Below are 20011 nucleotides of genomic sequence, written 5' to 3'. Positions count from 1 at the left end.
AAACTTTTATGATTAAATTTTTACAGCCGAATTTCTTATGATCGATATCTTCTCTGATCGGATTTATCTGCACGGAAACGAGAATCACAAATCAGGCATCCCTTGTACCTTCCCGAGAACTGTTCCCATGCAGATAAACCGGTCTTTCGGCTTTACTACTACATCCTGTTCCAATACGTTCAATGCTTTCAGCTTTTTCTCTTCATTTTCCTGATATAATAATCTCAAATAATAAACTTCATTTACTAAGAAAATTCCTATTTCATTTTGACCTGCTTTTTTTTCGGTCAATGCGATCACATCCCCGTTCCGAAAAACAGGCTCGTATCTGTCTGTCTGAAGCTGCAGGCAAAATTCCATGCCGTCTATCATATTCTCCTTGCGTACACGGAATTCAAAATATTCTGCTCTTTTTTTACAAATCGCATCAATCCCTCCTCCCATATCTTTCATACACGGAAAAGAAATCCATTCTTCCTGCTGCATTCTCGAATACTCTTCTTCGATCACCATACGAACAAGTTTTTTCCCGCTGCTCGTCAACTGCCTGTACTTTTCAAGAGCATATATCTCATCCTGTGTGATCGCTCTTTTACATGCGATGGCAATCTCTCTGTTTCTTACATACTCTTCATAAAAGTAATTCGCATCTACTTCAAGCGTGATCATCAGCGCAACAAAAATATCCGGTTTCGGATAGCTGATTCCATTCTCATAATTTGCAATAGCAGACGGTGTAACCTGCACCGCTTCGGCAAGCTGTACTCTTGACATGTTTAACTCCTGACGTCGCTTACGAATCTTATTTCTGATCATCGTCATGATTTTAACCCTCTCTTCACCACATATTATTCAAAGTATATTACAAATTTCCTGTAAAAGCAATCGCTTTTTCAAGATTATTGTAGTTTCTCATTGACATTTTATTAAATCTGTCGTAAACTGATGTAGAAATAGCCGTAAAATTGGTATATTTTCTTAATATGAATCAATTTTCTTAGGTAATATTAACAACTAGAATCGAGGGGCATGATGAAAGATTATGTAATAGATGTACTGATGAACATCGGAGTTCCGGCAGGAATCAAAGGTTTTACTTATATTTGCGACGCAATAGAATTATTTAATACCGATCCATACTATCCTGACGGAAAGATATCAGCACTCTATATCGATATCGCTAAAAAGTATCACACAACACCATCAAGAGTAGAGCGTTCCATACGACACGCTTTCGATATTGCACTTACAAAAGGTGATCCTGATATGGTATCCCGCTATCTGGATCTGACAAACAGACAGAACTCCACGCTATTGCGGACACTCTATCTTCGAATCGGGCAAGAACGCCGCAGACATCAGGCAGAACGGCATCATCAGCAATGCAACCCACAAACTTGTACCTCACAGACTTGTGAGTTTAAAGCACAGATATATATGGAAGCAATGAAAACCTTATCCGAAGAGATCGAATCTTTGTTTAATCGCACTCTTGCTTCTGTAAGAGATGATATTCATCCGACAGACGACGGACAAAGTGAACGGAGCTGTTCCGGATTTCCAAAATCTTTAAAATCTTAAAGACTCGGCTCTTTCTTATTTTATTTTTATCATCTTTGAAAACAGCTCCGCAAAACAACATATGTTTGAATTTCACTTGGTTTTACCTCGCTTTTCATATATAATATTAGGCGTTTCACAAACGCCTAATACCGAAAATTATTGAAAGGAGATGGTTCTATGTCTACCAACATTCAGAAAAACCAGATTACAGAAGGCATTATTTGGCGGCAGCTTCTACTTTTCTTCTTTCCCATTTTACTCGGGACTTTCTTTCAACAGCTATACAACACGATTGACAGTGTTATCGTCGGTCAATTCGTCGGAAAAGAAGCTCTCGCCGCAGTAGGAGGTTCTTCTGCTCAGATCGTTGCTTTTGTAGTCGGATTTTTTACCGGGCTTTCTTCCGGGGCATCCGTAACGATTGCACAATTTTTCGGTGCGAAAGACTCCCGCTCTGCAAATAAAGGTCTTCACACAGCTTACGCGATCGCCGCTTTCGGAGGTTTGATCCTTACCGTATCAGGAATAATTCTGACTCCGTTTCTTTTAGAGATGATGAATACGCCTGCCGATATTGTAGCAGATTCCGCCGTTTACTTAAGGATCTACTTTGCCGGAATCATTTTCGTCCTCATTTACAACATGGGATCGGCAATACTGCGCGCCACCGGAGATTCCAAACGTCCGCTCTATTATTTGATCGTCTGCTGCATCATCAACATCGTGCTTGACGTTTTATTCGTTATCGTATTCCATATGGGTGTTATGGGAGTTGCCGTTGCCACCCTCATCGCACAGGCTGTAAGCGCCGTACTTGTCACTTTAAAACTGATGCGCTCTGAAGGCATATTAAAACTTTCCGTCAAACAGATCCGTTTCCACGGTTCGATTTTGAAAATGCAGTTAAAACTCGGACTGCCGACCGGATTTGAAGCGATCCTGTTCTCTATTACAAATATTGCCATTCAATCTGCTGTCAACACTTTCGGCACGGACACAACCGCCGCATGGTCAGCCTACGGAAAACTGGACGCAATTTTTTGGATGGTCAGCACTGCGTTCGGAATTGCGATCACAACATTCGTAGGGCAAAACTACGGCGCCGGAAAAATGGATCGCGTACGCAAAAGTACCCGCGTATGCCTTCTTATGGATTTTATTGTTTCCGCCGTACTTGTTGTCTTTCTGATCGCCGCACGATTCCTTTTATTCCGGTTATTTACAAACGACAGTCATGTAATTGAAATCGGATGCGACATGCTCGTTCTGATCACGCCATGGTACATTGTATATGTCTTTATCGAAGTTATCGCCGGAGCGCTGCGCGGAGTCGGAAACGTCGTCGTTCCGGTAGCCATTACTCTGCTTGGCGTCTGCGTCCTTCGCATCGCATGGCTTGCCGCCATGCTGAAAATCTCACCGACGATATCGGCGATTATTTTAAGCTATCCGGTAACATGGGTTATCACAGCGCTTGCATTTATCATCTACTATATATACATAACCCATAAAACTATCGCCGGAAGTTCTAAAAAGCATGTTCCAAAATTGTAAGCAGCCGATAAAATCTTAGATAGACCCGGACTTGGACTATCTGCGCTGCGAGAGTAAAAAAGCAAAAAATTACCCGAATCATCATAAAGTAATATACTCACATAAGAAACGGGTGATTTTTTGCTTTTCTGCATTCTTCTGCATAATAATCAAAATTATGTTGTCTTTTTCGGAAATTTCAAACAGGCTTTAAACTGATCGCAGTCGATCAATATATCAAATTCTCCCCCGAGCGCTTTGGCATAAGTACTTACGATCGCCAGTCCAAGTCCGTTTCCGTCTCCGGTTCTTGCCTTATCTCCTCTTGCAAACCTTTCGATAATATCTTCTTTTGTAAAATCCATCGGATATCCCGATGTGTTTGTTACTTCCAGCCATACTTCCTCTTTTCCTTCCGACTGCAAAAGCTTCGTTTTCACAAAGACACGCGTTCCCTTTGCAGAATATTTCAACGCATTTTCAATCAGATTCTGGCAGATTCTGTAAAAATAAGAATTGTCCGATATAAGCTGTGTATCTTCTTTTGTCAGATCGGTAACAAATTCCAAATGACTTTCTTTTATCCTGTCATCCATATCCGCAAAGATCTGTTCGATCATCCGATTTACCTCGAACGGCTCCGGATGCAGCTCTACATTTCCGCTGCTTGCTTTTGCAAGATTAAATAAACTGTTGATCATTTCTTTTAGTTTCTCTGCCCGCTCTGAAATCACATCCACATAATCGCGGACAATATCGCTTAATTCTTCCCTCTTGATCAGTTCAATATAGCCGACCATCGACGTAAGCGGCGTTTTCAGATCATGGGAAACATTTGTAATAAGATCTACTCTGAGCTGATCGCTGCGCGATACTTTTTCAAGACTCTTTCGCTCGATCTCTAGCGCTTCTTTGATCCTGTTTTGATTTATCTTTTCAAAATTACACATGATCATGTCTAACTGTTTCTTTTTAAAGTGATTCATCACCGCTCCGGCAAGCACAAACTGAACGAGCGCCGATAAAATCATGACATAACCCGATGCATAATTGTATTGCCATCCTGTTCCTATATACATTCCGCCGTTCATTAAGTACGACATATACCACAAAGCGATCAAAAGAGCTGTTCCGCCTATCCACTGCAGTCTGCGATTCCTGATTTTCCACCTGTTCTGCCATTTCACATACGCATCCTTTTCTCCCGGATCCCATTCACGGAATTTCCTCATAATGAGAAATGCGGTCAGTATCATCTGCCCTGCTCCAAATAAAGCATTTCCCAATATCCCGAAAAACAATGATTCTCCGGTCGGATGGTACGTACGGTACACTACAACACTATACCAGAATGCGATTCCAAACCCTGCCAGCACAAAACAAAATAGTTTCACTGCAATCCCTGTACTGCTAAGCCAGCATTTCTCTAAAAAACTTTTCGCCTTTGACTTAATATTTTTCCATTTTGTATCCAATACCCCACACCACCTTTACATATCTTGGTTTCTTTGCATCAATCTCAATTTTCTCCCGAATGTGTCTGATATGAACCATTACCGTGTTTTCCACTGTATAGTTTGCCGATTCCTGCCAGACATTTTCATAAATCTGCTCCGAAGAAAACACCTGCCCCGGATGTTCCATCAAAAGTTCTAAAATTTTATACTCCGTAGCCGTCAGCCTCACTTCCTCCCCTTCCACAAGTACGATCCGCTGTTTTTTGTCAAGTACAAGGCCTCCGTTTATGATCTGATCATCATTTTCCTTCGGAAGCTCGCCTCCCCACGCCCTGTATCTCCTCAAATGCGCTTTCACGCGAGCCATCAACTCCGCCGGATTATAGGGCTTTTCCACATAATCGTCCGCACCAAGCACAAGTCCCGATACCTTATCACTTTCCTCCGTCTTTGCCGAAAGAATAATAACCGGAATCCTGTATTTCTCCCGAAGCTTCATAAGAGCAGACAAGCCATTTAACCGTGGCATCATAACATCAAGCAGAATTAAATCTACCGGATTCTGCTCAAGCAAGTTTAACGCTTCCATTCCATCATACGCCGGAATCACCCGGTATCCTTCGTATTTTAAAAGTTCACTGATCGAATATACAATTTCTTTGTTGTCATCAACAACCATGACAACCTCTCCCATATTCATTTCCTCTGCCATCATTCTCTCCTCTCGTTTTCCTTTATCTGATATAAACAGTACACTTCCACTGTTAAAAAAAACTCGATGTAATTCTTAAATTTTTCTTATAAAAGGCCGTCGGGAATTTCCTTTCATACATTTCCTTTCCAAGCAGTGGATCGCCGGTATAATCCGCCACTTTTTGTGGCGGCAAGCCGGGCAATCGGCTTGGATTGCACAACGTGCAATCATTATACCACAAACGATAACAGGCGATCCGGAAATTTCTTTATTTCCGAACCGCCTGTCATCTTTACACATGTGAATTTTATTTTATTCCGCCGCAATCTGCTTTACCTTACCGAGTCCCTTTGCCACGGCAGGAATGCAAATGATCACGAGCGTAATCGCCGCTTCCGCCAAAAGAAAGCTATAATTATATGCAATCGGATAGATCGCTGTCAATGATTTCGGGAAGTTATCGGGCATGTAATCCATCCAATACAAATATCCCCCAAGTGCGTGAAACGCACCTCTTGCCAAAACTGCCGCGATATAACCTTTAAGCAGTCCGTGCTTCTTTTTTGCAAAAAATCCTGCCACACCAAGAGCTGCAAATGCCAGAATATAATCACAGCACACTTGGAAAAAAGAAAGTACATACGGTTCCTGTATAAACTGCAGGATTCCATAAGCAAGACCTACCAAAACTCCTGTTCCGACACCGTACCAGTTTGCCACAAGTACAATAAACAGCATGCTGCATAATGTCACACTGCCTCCCCATGGCATCTGAAAAATCTTTACATAAGACGTAACAAACGCCAGGGCCATTGCAGCCGCACAAAATACTAGCTGCTTTGTCGTCATTTTTTGACGCTTAGATCTCTTTCCCGCGAAAAATACTGCCGCCAGAAAAAGTACGATCCCGACGGATATCGTGACAACATATCCCGCAGTTGTCAGCCCGCCTTCTGCATTTACAAGTAAATCAAACATAAAAAAACCTCCTGTTCTCAGATTGAAAACAAAAGGTATAAACACTCATAACATAATCCCTACGTTGGCATTATCCAAATCAGGTTATGGGTCGAAGTTCCCAACTTCCTCTCAGCCTGTAACACAAGCTCCCCTTGTCATCAATCTATATGTAATTTTTTAGTAACAGTTTAGCCATACAGTGTGTGTGAAGCACAAAACATGCCTGCATGTTTTTGCAAGCGGACATCTGTATGTGCTAAGCGCCTATTTATGAGTAAAACAGTGGCGTCAGCCACAATAAGCACGCAGTGCGGTTTTACGAATGGCGTGGGATAAACTGTTACATCTTTGACCGTATCCATAATAACCTCTTTGACAAAAAATGTCAAGAAATTTGAACAATCATCCTGTCCGGCCTTTTATATGGGCATCGCTGTGCCCCCATCAGTCCTTCTCCGCTATTTCTTTTAACTGTCGATACACATAAGATACCGGGAGTCCGACCACGTTATAATAATCTCCGTCGATCCGTTCGATATAAGCTGCAAACTGCCCCTGTATACCATACGCTCCGGCTTTGTCAAGAGGTTCTCCTGTTGCGGCATATTCCCGAATCTCTTCGTCACTCATAGGATTGACAAAAACTTCCGTTTCAACTGCATGAACAACCGACTTTCTTTTTCCCTCATCGTCATAATCCAAAATTGCCACGCCTGTATACACTTTGTGACTTCTTCCCTGCAGACTTCGGATCATACGGACGGCATCTGCCTCATCTTTCGGTTTCCCTAAAATACTTCCGTCTGACACAACGATCGTATCCGCTCCGATCACAATCGTATCCAACAGTACATTATTTTTCTTATCAAAACTTATCTGCTTCACCTGCTCTTGTTTTTCCCGTAAATCATCCGCAACATTTTCCGCCTTTGAAAGCGCAAGCTCTTTTACAATCTCTTCGGGGATCAGACTATGATAAACTTCTTCTTTGTCACTGACTCTTACTTCAAATGAAATTCCGATCTGCTCAAGGAGCTCCCGCCTTCTCGGGGAAGCCGACCCAAGAATAATTCTTTTCTTTGTCTGCATTTTCACTTCTCTGCTTTCTTCTATTTATTTTATTTACTCCAAGTATACAACAACCAATGTATATGTGTACACAAAGAATGTCACCCTTTGTAAAAAACATACTTTACATAAATTATTTCATTGAGCAGTCCTGGCTTTTTTAATACGTTGCAGCTTATTTTTTATACGAAGAATTGCCGCTCGGATCAAAAACAAATCACACCACAAATGAACATATAGACGGTATGTCGGATATCTCACAGAAATATGTTTCTCACCACGATAAAATTCGGTCACGACACCAAGTATCCACTCCTCCGGCACATTCTCTTTCCACCAGCGATTGTCCCCACAGATGATATATCCTTCCTTTTTCACATGCAGGATACGATGCAGCACATATTTTCCGTCCGGTCGCCGATAAAGCGGAAGATCGTATCGCTTTAATCTTCCATGAACCGGTTCTATAATAATTGTATCCCTTCGATTACGCAACATCGGTTCCATGCTGTCTCCGACGGTTGTAGAGACACAGGTTTTCCCCGATCGAAGTTCTTCTTCTAAAGATGTATTGCGCATAACGTCTCCTCTATAAAATCTATCTTTCACTACAGATAATTTTATAAAAACATCCTTGACAGATCTTTATAATCTGCCAAGGATGTTTTTCATCTAATGAAAATAACTTTAGTTATGGAGTTTCTGGCCCCCACTCATCAGTATCCTCGCCGCCTCCAATATTTCCTTCAGTACCGCCATCATTAACAAAAGATGTTGTAATAATATCCTCTGTTCCAAATCTTACAACTTCTAATTCCGGCTCTAAAAATGTTTTTCTCACTTCTATTCCTCCTGCCTTCTCTTCTTATCGAATTGTATATTGCGCCATGTCGCTATATACAGTATGTTGCTCACCACTATTGTCCTGATATGTTACATATCCTCTTGCATACCAAGTTGTTGTTCTGCTCGTTTTTAAATACTGTGTGAAGTTTGCCAAATATAAATCTGTATTTACACCATATTTTTTCAAACGGGTAGTTGCTGTTGTATCTAATGTCAATTCTTGTTGTACTTCCTGAATTGCTGCATAGCCTGTACTATCAGTTGCCACAACACCGGCTTTTATAACTTTATAATCTGCATCTGTCGGAACAGAATATTTTGACAAAAACTTCACTCTTCCATTTGCATAGGACACATCGCACAAAACCGAAACTTCTTTTTGAATTTCTTCTGCTTCTTCAACATAAACAGATGTCACAGCTATGTCTTTATATACTGTAAATGTATAAGATTCATTGTAACAGATCGGTTTTTCATTCACAGTCCAGTGTGAAAACTTCTTTCCTTCAGGAGCCTGTGCTGCTACAACTCTTACCTGATCTCCGACTTCACAATATTTTGTTTCTGTGTTTCCGTTGTTATTGATCGTAACAACCGCCTTTAACTGCAATCCTTCGATCGACGTCTTCAAAGATTCAACAATCAATTTCACCTCTTCTACTGAAAGAGCTGTATTGTCTTTCGCTGCTTTTGCATCTGCAAGATCGTCTTCAAGCGCTTTTCTCGTTGCTTCCGTATATTTCTCCGCAAAATTTTCTTCCTTCATCCTGCTTTCTGCCGCAGCAATCGCTTCTTCTAACGCCGTATCGTCGCGGGTAACCGTAACAATACACTGTGCCGTTATATTAGGATAATTCACAGAACTTACTTTAATTGTTGCATTTCCCGCTTTATGAGCTGTGACAACTCCGCCGTCAACAGTAGCGACTTCCTCATTATCAGATTCCCATAAAACTTCTTGATCTGTCGCGTCTTCCGGGGTGATCGCTGCCTGCAGCGTCGCCGTCTTCTGCTCTTCCGTTCCTCCGACTTTCAAAGCCAATGCATCCTGATCTAATGTTATTCCCGTAACTGCGATTTCTACAGTTTCATATAATTTTGCATTTGCCCAACACGTATGCAGTTTCCCGCCATTTCCGTTGTTCCATGCGCTTGCAGGGCACTCTAGCTTCATATGAGTCGTTCCTTCCGGTAATTTCACACGAATACTTCGCAATCCACCGTTTGCCGAAAGATCTTCTGCATAATACTGCTGTGTATAATTACTTCCGTCTGTACTTGTAGAAACTTTAAATTTCGCTTTCACATTTGCAAAAACACCGCCGTCTGACGCAATCTGATGATTCTCGACACCGATGTCGGCAGAAAACATCTTGTAGCCTGTCACATCATATACAATCGAAGACGGCTCATGTGCACCTATGCCTTTTGTATATGTATTTATTGTAGACGTATCTTTCTTGATTGCTATCAACCTGTTTCCATCCGGACACAGATCTTTCTTAACTCCACCCCATGCAGTATTTCCGGACAAGTGCGTTAAATCCGACACATAAACTCCTGTTCCCAATTCATCCTGAAATTCCATTTTGAACTGTTCCAACTGTTGGAAAACAGCCTCAAGTTCTTCTTTTGTCGTGCTTTCCTGCGCTAACTTTGCTTCTGCCTCTGCCTTAATCGGATCAAATTTTGCTCTGGAATATACTTTACCCGAATCTGCGTTTCCGCTAAGCACGTTCAACTCCATCTGTGATTCCATCTGTGCAAGTTTTTCTCGTATTCTGATTTTTAAAGCTTCTGTTTCCGCATCTTTTTTTACCGGAGTCAATATACTGATTTCTGCCGCCGATATATGCTGATTGGGAGCGCTTCCATCCGTATGAATGACAGTAAGTTTTACTTTTTTGACATTCTCAACTTCTGCATCAAATACAAATTCCTTTTCGGATTTATTCTCTGCCGACCAATTAGCTCCCGGGTTGTTATAACTAATATGTAAGTTATTTCCTACATTTTCCCAATTTTCAGTTCCGTCTTTCTGAACCGAAACACTAAATTCTGTCACTGTTCCGTTTCCAAACGCGTCCTGCCTCGGAAGATAAGTAATCCCCTGGATGCTCTGCGCGTTCTGAAGTTCTACTGTTATCGTATTGTTGCCTGTCAGAGCGCCGTCTTCCCTGTTCGGCTGATTATCTCCGCTATAACACGAATGATAATAAGACGTAATCACTCCGTCTGTCGCATTGACTGCATGTCCCGTTCCGGGCGATGCCGCGCCTTCACCTGTACTTGATTCATTATCCGCCTCCGTATCCGCTGTTGTCGTCAGCTCTGTATAAGGCACTTTCTTATACCCCGATTCACTGACTTCTTCATTCCATACCCAATCAGCGCTTGCCTGTACGTTCACCGGAAATGCGCTTCCTGTAATAACCATCGCTCCAGCGCATAATAAAGCGAATGTCTGTTTCATTTTCATAATCTTATCCACCTCTTCCTTTTTTCTATACTTGCAATCCATAATTCAACGGTCTGCAGAAATATTCATATATTGCTTTTCTTCCCTCACCTCCCGGTTCCCTTATAATTATCGAAATCTCTGTTTCGACTCGAATGATAAATGATGTTATATCTTTATAATTTTACCCCCCCCCCTGTATTTTTCTGTCAATATGTTTTGTGTATTTTTTTCTAATATTTCTTTTATATCTTAATTTTTTTGTGCATTTTTACTCTATTTTGCCAATATTTACATTTTCAGATTCCCCACCATTCTTCCTTCCCACAGATTTTTATATCAATTTTTCTAATAGCAAAACAGATAATATATTATTGTTTCTCATTTACAGATATGCTATGATAATTCCACTCACAGAAATTCTTTCTGTGAAAAATACCGGCAGCTTCACCGGTCTGAGGAATTCCCTCAAAATTACCCGATACAATACAACAACAGTTTTTGCATGGATAGTCTTGTAGAACAGCTCTTTTTTTCGTATACTGATTCTAAATAAAAGAAACTCGTTTTTCTAAAATCCTTTTAAAAATCACGAGCAAAAGGCGTTTCAGAAAAGAGTTTTCTTGTTCTATAGGACTCATTCATGCACATGAAAGGAGAGCCTATGACAGGAAAAGAAAACAGAGAAATTAAAAACAGTGTCTTTGTAGATCTGTTCTATGAGGACGAATCAGCAGAAGCGAACGAGATCGCGCTTTTTAATGCAATCCATGATGAGCCGTTGCCGGAAGGAACGAAGATTCGGAAATTCCGTGTAGACAATACGATCTATATGAATTTTCAAAACGATATTTCTTTTGACGCAGGAGGAAAAGTGATCGTATTCGGCGAGCATCAGTCTGCGGTCAATGAAAACATGCCCCTTCGGAGTCTGCTGTACATCGGACGTGCTTATGAAAGGCTTGTACCGCCGAGAAGCCGGTATAAAAAGAAAATCGTTTCCCTTCCGACACCGGAATTTTACACATTCTATAACGGAAAAGAAAAGTGGGAAAAGGAAAAAGAACTGCGCCTGTCAGATGCCTATATCGTAAAAGACGGTGAGCCGAGTCTGGAGTTGAAAGTGAAAGTTATCAATATCCGGCCGGAAGAACATCATGAAATCTTAGAAAGGTGTCAGGTACTGAAAGAATACAGCCAGTTCATGGAAATCGTGCAGAACTATCAGATCTCCGGGGAGGAAGAGCCTTATAAAAAAGCGATAAAAGAGTGCATCGAAAGAGGAATTCTTGCTGATTATTTAATGCGAAAAGGAAGCGAGGTTGTCAATATGTTATTAGACGAATACGACTATGAGACAGATATTGAAGTGCAAAGAGAAGAGGCAAGAGAAGAAGGAAGAAAACTGGGAAGAGAAGAGGGAAGAATGCAGGGACGAGAAGAGGAACGAAAAGAATTTCTCCAAAAAATCTGCTCTCTCATTCAGAAAAAACTTGAAAAAGGAAAAACAGTTTCCGAAATTGCAAATGATCTTGAAGATACGGAAGAAAATATTTCTCATTTGATCAAGCAATTTCATCTAAATTAATCTTATATGCTTTTGTATGATTAAAAAGGAAAAAGTCCAAAGTTGCCCAAACCCCATCTACTGCTTACAATCTCATGATGTGCCTTTTGGCACTTCCGACGATTTATACTGTAAGCAGCTCTTTGAGGCTAAATTTATAATGACAGCCTTCCCTTTACTATGCTAAAATGTAAAAGATTATGAGAAAAACATATGAGAAATATGAAAATGAGGAGGATTTAAACTTTGGAAAACAAAAAAATTATCCAAGTAGAAGAAAAAGTACCTTTCAAGCTGCTCGTACCGCTAAGCATACAACATATGTTTGCAATGTTCGGTGCGTCCGTACTTGTTCCGTTCGTATTCGGACTGAATCCGGCCGTTGTTTTATTTATGAACGGAATCGGAACATTATTGTTCATCCTGATTACAAAAGGAAAAGCGCCTGCATACCTCGGCTCCAGTTTTGCATTTCTTGCACCGGCGGGAATTGTAATTGAAAAATGGGGTTACAGCTATGCACTCGGCGGATTTGTGGCAGTCGGATTCTTAGGATGTGTCCTTGCTTTGATCATCCGCAAATTCGGTTCCAAATGGATCGACGTTGTACTTCCCCCTGCCGCTATGGGACCGGTTGTCGCACTGATCGGACTTGAACTTGCCGGAACAGCCGCTTCCAATGCAGGTCTTACGGCATCTTCCATCGATCCGAAAAATGTGATCGTATTTCTTGTCACACTTTTAACCGCTGTCCTTGGATCTGTATTGTTCCGCAAATTTTTTGCCGTGATTCCGATCCTGATCGCTATCATTGCCGGATATATCGCGGCTCTTTTATGTGGAATCGTTGATTTCAGTAAAGTTGCTTCAGCATCATTTTTTGCGCTTCCGAACTTCTCCACGCCAAAATTCAAATGGGAAGCAATCGTGATCATTCTGCCTGTTATCCTTGTTATCGCCTCTGAACATATCGGACATCAGATCGTAACAAGCAAAATCGTCGGACGCGACCTTCTGAAAGATCCGGGCCTGCACCGTTCCCTCTTTGCAGATAATTTTTCCACGATGATCTCAGGATTTATCGGCTCCGTACCGACAACAACATACGGCGAAAACATCGGAGTTATGGCTATGACAAAAGTTTACAGCGTATACGTTATCGCAGGCGCCGCAGTACTGTCGATCATCTGTTCTTTCATTGGGAAAATGACGACTTTGATCAGCACTATCCCCGGCCCTGTTATCGGCGGAATTTCATTCCTTCTGTACGGAATGATCGGCACGTCAGGTATCCGCATCCTTGTCGATTCTCAAGTTGACTACGCAAGATCAAGAAATATGGCAATGACCTCTATTATTTTCGTAACCGGACTATCCGGTATCAAAGTACAGTTTGGAAGTATTCAGCTTACAGGTATGGTACTGGCATGTGTTGTCGGAATGATCATGGGATTGATGTTCTTCCTCTTCGATAAGCTAAAACTTACGAATGACAGAGAAAACTGCTAAAACACACTGAAAAAACAAAAAGAAAGAACAGAGGAATAATTACCATGCTGAAAATTGTCATTTCACCGGCAAAAAAGATGAATATCACAGATGAATTCCCCTGTAACGCCACTGTCCCGGTCTTTTCTGACCGGGCAGATGTGCTTCACGGGATTTTAAAAAATAAAAATATACAGGAACTGAAAACACTTTGGAAATGCAGTGATAAACTTGCCGAACAGAATTATCAAAGACTTCATGCCTTTTCTCCCGATCAGGCGGTAACACCGGCGCTTCTTGCCTATGAAGGAATTCAATATCAACACATTGCTCCTTCCGTTTTTACAGATGCCCAGTGGCATTATGTAAATGTTCACCTTCGCATTTTATCCGGATTTTACGGAATCTTAAAACCGACAGACAAAGTTATTCCCTATCGTTTGGAAATGCAGGCAAAGTTAGAAGCTGCTAAAAAGAACGACCTTTATGAATACTGGAGCGATACGCTGTACCAAAGTCTCCTCGCAGAAGGGATGACCGAACTTGTCAATCTCGCTTCCGCAGAATACAGTAAAGTAATCCTTCCCTACAAAAATATCCGCTGCATTACATGTATTTTCGGCGAAGAGGTAAACGGAAAAATAAAAGTCAAGGGCACTCAGGCTAAGATTGCCCGAGGCGAAATGGTACGCTGGATGGCAGATCAGAAAATCGAAAGCGTTTCGGACATCCGTGAATTCAAAGAACTGGGATATCGTTTTTCTCCCTCTCATTCCACGGAGGACACTTACACTTTTTCTCTTTGATCTAACTGCAGCTTTGTTTTGTATATGCGGACATATCACTCCCATTTGGGTCGCAAACGATAACTTGGGCTGCTGACTATAACTTTGACTACAGACTATAGTTTTTCCGCAGACTATGACTTTAGTTGCCGACTATAACTTTGCTCCAGGACTCTTTCATATTACTTTTATCTGTGTCTCCGGTGAGATCGTACGAAAAAGCTCGCTCATATTGATCTTCGCAGCACTGTCCGAAAAACTTGCGTCACAAAATACTGCCCGGCGCGGATGCTGTCCGGCAATCTTTCTGATCACAGTCTCGGATATATTTTCATTAAAGCAGGCGGCTAACTCTTTTCCGTCATAATAATGCACTGTATAACCACTGATTTTCTCCGAAGAGTACGGCTTTGACAATAAAAGTCCCCATTCCGTCAGACAGGCGAACAAAAGATCTAAGTCTGTACGATCAGGCTTAATATTTGTCTCAAGTCCGTAAAGCATTTCCTGCGTATACTCTTCAGGCATGTAATAAACATCCTCCATATTACTTTCATCAAGCCGCAGCACACGAAATCCAAAATCTCTGTTTTCGCATCCGTTTTCCCGTTTTATTTTTTCTGCTGCCCGGCGGATCCGTTCTTTTCCGATCTCACAGATTGTCTTATATCCTGCCTTATACGCTTCACTTTTTTTATCACATTCCTGCGGTATCTGAACTAAAATATAGTGCAGATCTATGTTTTTATCCGCCTCAGTCTGCATCACCGCATGAGCCGTTGTCGCCGATCCTGAAAAGAAATCCATTACGATATCGCCGTCTTTTGCCGCCATATTGATAAAATATTGTATGACGTTGACCGGCTTTACATTCTCAAACACTCTTTTTCCGTCAAACAGTTCCTGTACGCACTGCGTACCTGCATTGTATATGCTGACTGCCTCTTTCGGAATCAAAGTGGACGGAGCACCCATCGCGTCTCCCAAATATTTTTTAATATAGATGTTCCAATGTGCCTGATCTCCGTTTTGATCGACAAGCGGACCTGTCTTCGTTCTTTTAAATGTCACAAGACCTTCTTCCTTTGCCTGCTCAAACCTTTCCCGCACGAACCGGTAAATATATCCGTCTTTCGGACGCACTCTCTCCCCGTCCGGACAGATGATCTCGTATTTTTGGTTTGCATTTGTCGATTTATTTTTAAACACAAAATCTTTATCTCTGTATAATCCCCGCTCGTCTTTTTCCCGATACATCTTGATCGCTTCCCCTGACAACGGCGCAAAAAACATATCCAGACAAGTTTTATTTTTTGCATAACACAATATATATTCATGTGTCTTACTCGCAAATTTCGGCCGGATACCGCCTGCCGTAGAGCAATTCCATATAAAGCAGTTGACAAAATTTCGTTCGCCGAAAACCTCGTCACATATTTTTTTTAAATTTGCCTGCTCGTTATCGTCTATACTGATAAAAATTACTCCGTCATCACAGAGAAGGTTTCTGGCGGCAAGAAGCCGTGCATAAATCATGCTGCACCAATCCGAATGATACCTTCCGCTGTAATCCAAATTCTGATACATCCGGTTTTTATCATCTTGAGAAGCTCCGCCTGCATTCACATATTCTCTCGCTCTGATCCGAAAATCATCCGCATAAATAAAATCATTTCCCGTATTATAAGGCGGATCGATATAGATTACTTTTACCGAATCCAAATAACTTTCCTGAAGAAGTTTCAGCACATCCAGATTATCGCCTTCTATATAGAGATTGCCTGTCGAATCCCACTCAACAGAGTCTTGCACTACGGGACGCAGCGTTTTTCTGATCGGTTTATAAACTTCTTTTACGGCTTCCCGCTTTCCGACCCATGAAAATTCGCATGTTTCGCTTTCCTTTTGATTGATTCCCAAAAGAAGCTGCAACGTATTGATATCGACTTTTCGGATTGTCTTCCCATCGTTATCTTTTTGTTCTTTTACGCATGACGGGAAAATATCCGCAAGCCTGCGGATATTTTCCTGAAAACCGTCAACAGATTCAAATCTCATCTTTTCCATCTATGTCTTTCCTCAACTATTTCCTGCTCTGCCATACTTCATCCGTCTTTTGAAAAACATTCTCTGCATCGGTTTATAAATCTTCCGTTTTGAATCGCCGCTTCTTCACTGTCAAAAATGAGCAGCTCCTCTTTCAGCACTCTTCTTATAAACTTGCAGTCATCTGTTTTATGATAAAAATTTGTCGGCGTATATGGGTTTGCATACACTCTTTGCTTCGGCTTTCCAAACGCCTGCGCCAAACAGTCAATACCTTTTGTCTCTCCTAAGTTCTTTGCAAAATACAAGGCAAGTTCTGATTTATTTTTCTGTCTCATACGCTTAAATTGAACCGTATCATCGAGCAATTCCTCTTTCTGCATCCATCCGATCACAAATCCTTTTTTTGCCGGACGATCCAGGTAAACTCTCACAAAGATATCACAGCACTGATTTTCGCACTCCCATGCGATCACTCTGCACCGCAGGTTTTCGCCCTTACATCCGTCAAATTCCGAAAACCTTTCCTGAACTTCCCTGCAGTAATCATCCAGACAATATCCAGGATCACTTTCCCGCCGTTTCAACTTCGGATAACAGAATACATCATCTTTACGCCGGATCGTCTCCAACAGTTTTTGCACTGACTTCACATTATCATAATCCCCTGTGAAATCACTTTCTACTTTCAAATCGTTTCTTATATTCGTAGATTTTACTTCTACGATCTTCACGCCTAATGTCCTGCATAACCGCCTTGTAACATTGCTCAGTTTCACAAATTTATTAGGTGTTCTTGCAATATCCTGCCTGATTGCTTCTTCTATAAAAGCAATGTTGACCGTTCCGGTTTTCCAGAGCAGAAAATCAAACGGGGCATGTTTTTTAAAATCATCGTTTCTGATCTCATCGTAAGTTTTCAAAGACAACTCCTGAGAATAATACTGACGAATAAATTGTTCGGTGATCTCCTCCGCGATCTTCCCCTGTTCTATATTACATTCCCGCTCTTTCTTCGGTCTGTCCGGCTGCCAAGTTTCCGCCGTATAGTTTATGATCTGTCCTACCACCCGGGCATCTAAATGCACCTGTCCATAATCCGCACATACCGGAAATTGTTTTCCGCGAAAGGAAAAGCTTCGTTCCGGTAATTGATGACATCCCGTCGCTCTTCCTATCACCATAAGTTTCTTATATATTTTTCTTTTATCCATCATCATCTTACTCTGCAAAATGTACTAAGATCGGACAGACAAAAATCAGTGTACCGGCTAAAGAAAGCATTGAAAATTTTATACAACTCCAAATTTCCTGTTTCTTTTCTACTTCTAAAATATCCCAAATACTATACCCTAACTGTTTGTCTATATCCTCGCATAACTGATAGCAAAAATATAACGGCAAGGAAACTCCCACTATGACAGCGATCAAAACAACGATGACCGTTCTTAAAAATCCATGCACTAATTCATCCAGTATCGGGTAAAGCAAAAGAGAACCTAGCGCGCCATAGCAAAGACAATTTACTGTCATTTTATCCATCAACGAACTTAACGTTTCAACAGCGTCATGCTGCGCTAAATGTTGTCTTCCGCAATTTTTACATCCCCACCAGGTGATAGATCTGCTCTTTACTTTAGAGCCCGTGAAAAGCGCTCCGCACAATAATCCAAACGGACCGAGCAAACACATTCCACAGCACCCGCGCCCCATACTGTATCCTTTTGTTTTAATCTCTGTCTCGTTCTTAACAATCGGAAACGTATCCTCGCTGTTACAATACGGGCATATAGAATCTTTCGGTATATTCGGCGGCATCTGAATGATTTTGTCAATCGCATCGATAATATGAAGCCCCGCTTCTTTCATATATTCAATCAGCGCTTTAAAAAATTCGACAAGAGATTCCCAAAGCGATCCATCCGCGTTACTTTCCTGATATGAATTCTCATTTTTCCCTGATTGTTCCTCACTTACAGAAGCGCCGCAATTCGGACAATATTGAATATCTGAATTTAATTCTTTTCCACAATTTCTGCAATATTTCATCTCGCACGCTCCTTATTCTTTTCCGATCAATAACCGAAACTGTTCCACATCTTCAGTCATTCCATTTACAGGAATTTCAAAATTCAGTCCATTTTTCATTTTTAAATTTAAAACCTTTCCATAACCTGTATAAAGAAAGACTGCTATCAATAAAAGCCATGCTACATCTGTTATATTCATCAGAAACATTACCCCAAATAGCGCTGCATACAATGTATCCCAAAAATCCATTTTTGTTTTTAATTCCATTGAACCGATTTCTGATAATTTTATCTCCAAATGGTTTTCTTTTTCTTTCCTTAAAAATCTATGTATCTTTTGACTTATCTCCAAACGCTCTTCATTATTACTTACTTCTGTTCGGATAATTTTGTATCGTAATCTTCCGATCATTTTTACTTTTTCAAAATAAAATGTTCCTTTACTTTGTTCCGCTTTATCCTTTTCTTCATCTTTTAATGTACTTACATCCTCTTTTTGTTCCAATGTACTGCTCCCACATTTAGGGCAAAATTTTGACTCTTCTCTAAGTACATTCCCACAATTCACACACCTTTTCTCCGTTTTCGTCTCATGAACATTATGTTTACCGCTGTGATCTTCCTGCTGCTCCAATATATTGCTTCCACATTTTGAGCAAAATTTCGCCCCCTCCCTAACTTCATTTCCACAATTTTCGCACTTCATTCCTTTTTGCACTTCCTTTATAACTAATATTTTTATAGCTGTAGATAATTATACTATAACTAAGTAAATATTACAATTAAATCAATATTTTTTTGGAGGTTACTGCATGGACACTTTAAACTTTGAACAAATAGGCGAAAAATTAAAGAAAATCCGCCTTTCCAAAAACTTAACACAAGAATATATCGCTAATGCTGCTGATGTGAATACAAGTCATATCAGTAATATCGAAAATAACCGTGTCAAAGTTTCTCTTTCTGTTTTAGTGCAGATATGTAATGCGTTAGATACTACTGTTGACTATATTCTTTCCGATGAATATAACGACTCATCCTCTGCCATCGAACAGGAAATTCTCCATGAGTTACACTCCTGCAATAATGAAACAAAAGAGCAGATTTTGAAAATTGTCAAAGCTTTACAGTAATTTCTCTCATTAACATTACGGCATATCGAAAACCTTGTATGAATCCTTTTTCTTTTGCAGCCTCCGTTAATGCAAATAACTCATCGCGAACCTCTTCATACGTCTTTTTCTCCAAATTCACTCTATTTTCTTTCAACAGCCTCTCCGTCTCTTCGTCAATCTCTTTCCCAATTTCCTTCAAATAATCGGTTTCAGACAGTAAGAAGCGATAAATCTCTCTTATCTTTTCAGTCTTATCTGCCGAGCTGTTCTTTTTTGATTCTTCCGGCTTTTGAAACATACTCATTCTCCTATTTCTATTTCTTTCACTTTGCATTACAATATAAACAGATTATTTTATTGCCTGACACTATAATTAAACCATCTTTATCAAACAGCATGAA

At 40.7% G+C, this 20011-nt stretch carries 19 protein-coding genes and 1 riboswitch; of the genes, 6 read left to right on the top strand and 13 right to left on the bottom strand.

What is annotated here, in order from left to right:
- Positions 1-84: 84 nt before the first annotated feature.
- Positions 85-822, bottom strand: coding sequence for a helix-turn-helix domain-containing protein (locus ACH9UM_RS01465; RefSeq protein ID WP_004847750.1), 738 nt, complete (start codon positions 820-822; stop codon positions 85-87).
- 207 nt (positions 823-1029) lie between these two features.
- Here ACH9UM_RS01465 and ACH9UM_RS01460 point away from each other — a divergent pair, with 207 nt between their 5' ends.
- Positions 1030-1581, top strand: a complete 552-nt coding sequence (locus ACH9UM_RS01460) for a sporulation initiation factor Spo0A C-terminal domain-containing protein (RefSeq protein WP_004847748.1) — start codon at positions 1030-1032, stop codon at positions 1579-1581.
- Between the two features lie 159 nt (positions 1582-1740).
- Positions 1741-3117: an MATE family efflux transporter gene (locus tag ACH9UM_RS01455; RefSeq protein WP_004847747.1), complete on the top strand. Its 1377-nt coding sequence runs from the start codon at positions 1741-1743 to the stop codon at positions 3115-3117.
- A 155-nt stretch (positions 3118-3272) separates the two neighbouring features.
- On the opposite strand, the gene ACH9UM_RS01450 is transcribed toward ACH9UM_RS01455, so the two are convergent.
- The 7 genes from ACH9UM_RS01450 to ACH9UM_RS01420 form a co-directional block, all read right to left on the bottom strand.
- Positions 3273-4571 carry a sensor histidine kinase KdpD gene (locus ACH9UM_RS01450; RefSeq protein ID WP_009242408.1) on the bottom strand — a complete coding sequence of 433 codons (1299 nt, stop codon included), beginning with the start codon at positions 4569-4571 and terminating at the stop codon, positions 3273-3275.
- Entirely contained in the window at positions 4546-5265 is a 720-nt protein-coding gene (locus ACH9UM_RS01445) for a response regulator transcription factor (protein ID WP_009242409.1), read from the bottom strand. Before ACH9UM_RS01445 ends, ACH9UM_RS01450 begins: the two co-directional genes overlap by 26 nt.
- Before the next feature lie 294 nt (positions 5266-5559).
- Positions 5560-6225: an energy-coupled thiamine transporter ThiT gene (locus tag ACH9UM_RS01440; RefSeq protein ID WP_004847744.1), complete on the bottom strand. Its 666-nt coding sequence runs from the start codon at positions 6223-6225 to the stop codon at positions 5560-5562.
- A gap of 36 nt (positions 6226-6261) precedes the next feature.
- A riboswitch (TPP riboswitch) is annotated at positions 6262-6370 on the bottom strand.
- A gap of 281 nt (positions 6371-6651) precedes the next feature.
- Positions 6652-7296, bottom strand: a complete 645-nt coding sequence (locus ACH9UM_RS01435; protein WP_004847743.1) for a nucleoside triphosphate pyrophosphatase — start codon at positions 7294-7296, stop codon at positions 6652-6654.
- 117 nt (positions 7297-7413) lie between these two features.
- The gene (locus ACH9UM_RS01430) at positions 7414-7854 is read right to left on the bottom strand and encodes a S24/S26 family peptidase (protein ID WP_009242412.1); all 441 of its coding nucleotides are present in this window, start codon (positions 7852-7854) and stop codon (positions 7414-7416) included.
- Positions 7855-7966: 112 nt separating this feature from the next.
- Positions 7967-8116, bottom strand: coding sequence for a hypothetical protein (locus ACH9UM_RS01425; RefSeq protein ID WP_004847741.1), 150 nt, complete (start codon positions 8114-8116; stop codon positions 7967-7969).
- A 24-nt stretch (positions 8117-8140) separates the two neighbouring features.
- Positions 8141-10600: an NPCBM/NEW2 domain-containing protein gene (locus tag ACH9UM_RS01420; protein WP_009242413.1), complete on the bottom strand. Its 2460-nt coding sequence runs from the start codon at positions 10598-10600 to the stop codon at positions 8141-8143.
- A gap of 622 nt (positions 10601-11222) precedes the next feature.
- Between ACH9UM_RS01420 and ACH9UM_RS01415 the strand changes: the two genes are divergently transcribed.
- From ACH9UM_RS01415 to yaaA, 3 genes are all read left to right on the top strand, one after another.
- Positions 11223-12167: a hypothetical protein gene (locus tag ACH9UM_RS01415; RefSeq protein WP_370810159.1), complete on the top strand. Its 945-nt coding sequence runs from the start codon at positions 11223-11225 to the stop codon at positions 12165-12167.
- A 225-nt stretch (positions 12168-12392) separates the two neighbouring features.
- Positions 12393-13655, top strand: a complete 1263-nt coding sequence (gene uraA / locus ACH9UM_RS01410) for a uracil permease (protein WP_009320650.1) — start codon at positions 12393-12395, stop codon at positions 13653-13655.
- Positions 13656-13699: 44 nt separating this feature from the next.
- On the top strand, positions 13700-14440 hold the full coding sequence (yaaA, locus tag ACH9UM_RS01405) for a peroxide stress protein YaaA (protein ID WP_022003292.1): 741 nt from the start codon (positions 13700-13702) through the stop codon (positions 14438-14440).
- A 156-nt stretch (positions 14441-14596) separates the two neighbouring features.
- Here yaaA and ACH9UM_RS01400 read toward each other — a convergent pair whose 3' ends face one another.
- Genes ACH9UM_RS01400 through ACH9UM_RS01385 form a run of 4 tightly spaced genes read right to left on the bottom strand, consistent with a single transcriptional unit; the run spans position 14597 to position 19201 of the window.
- Entirely contained in the window at positions 14597-16486 is a 1890-nt protein-coding gene (locus ACH9UM_RS01400) for a site-specific DNA-methyltransferase (protein ID WP_022003293.1), read from the bottom strand.
- Positions 16487-16524: 38 nt separating this feature from the next.
- The gene (locus tag ACH9UM_RS01395) at positions 16525-17685 is read right to left on the bottom strand and encodes a DUF2085 domain-containing protein (protein WP_400091745.1); all 1161 of its coding nucleotides are present in this window, start codon (positions 17683-17685) and stop codon (positions 16525-16527) included.
- Between the two features lies 1 nt (position 17686).
- Complete coding sequence (locus tag ACH9UM_RS01390; protein ID WP_004847431.1) at positions 17687-18514, bottom strand: zinc-ribbon domain-containing protein; 828 nt, start codon at positions 18512-18514, stop codon at positions 17687-17689.
- A gap of 12 nt (positions 18515-18526) precedes the next feature.
- Positions 18527-19201, bottom strand: a complete 675-nt coding sequence (locus tag ACH9UM_RS01385) for a zinc ribbon domain-containing protein (RefSeq protein WP_004847429.1) — start codon at positions 19199-19201, stop codon at positions 18527-18529.
- A 106-nt stretch (positions 19202-19307) separates the two neighbouring features.
- Here ACH9UM_RS01385 and ACH9UM_RS01380 point away from each other — a divergent pair, with 106 nt between their 5' ends.
- Positions 19308-19628, top strand: a complete 321-nt coding sequence (locus tag ACH9UM_RS01380; RefSeq protein ID WP_004847428.1) for a helix-turn-helix domain-containing protein — start codon at positions 19308-19310, stop codon at positions 19626-19628.
- Here the strand turns inward: ACH9UM_RS01380 and ACH9UM_RS01375 are convergent.
- Positions 19612-19914, bottom strand: a complete 303-nt coding sequence (locus ACH9UM_RS01375; RefSeq protein ID WP_227070165.1) for a hypothetical protein — start codon at positions 19912-19914, stop codon at positions 19612-19614. The two genes, ACH9UM_RS01380 and ACH9UM_RS01375, sit on opposite strands and share 17 nt — an antisense overlap.
- Between the last annotated feature and the right edge of the window lie 97 nt (positions 19915-20011).

This window comes from Mediterraneibacter torques, from assembly GCF_044591705.1.
GTDB classification, from domain to species: Bacteria; Bacillota; Clostridia; order Lachnospirales; family Lachnospiraceae; genus Mediterraneibacter; species Mediterraneibacter torques.
The sequence above is the reverse complement of the archived record's forward strand: the minus strand, read 5'-3'. Positions and strand labels throughout refer to the sequence as shown.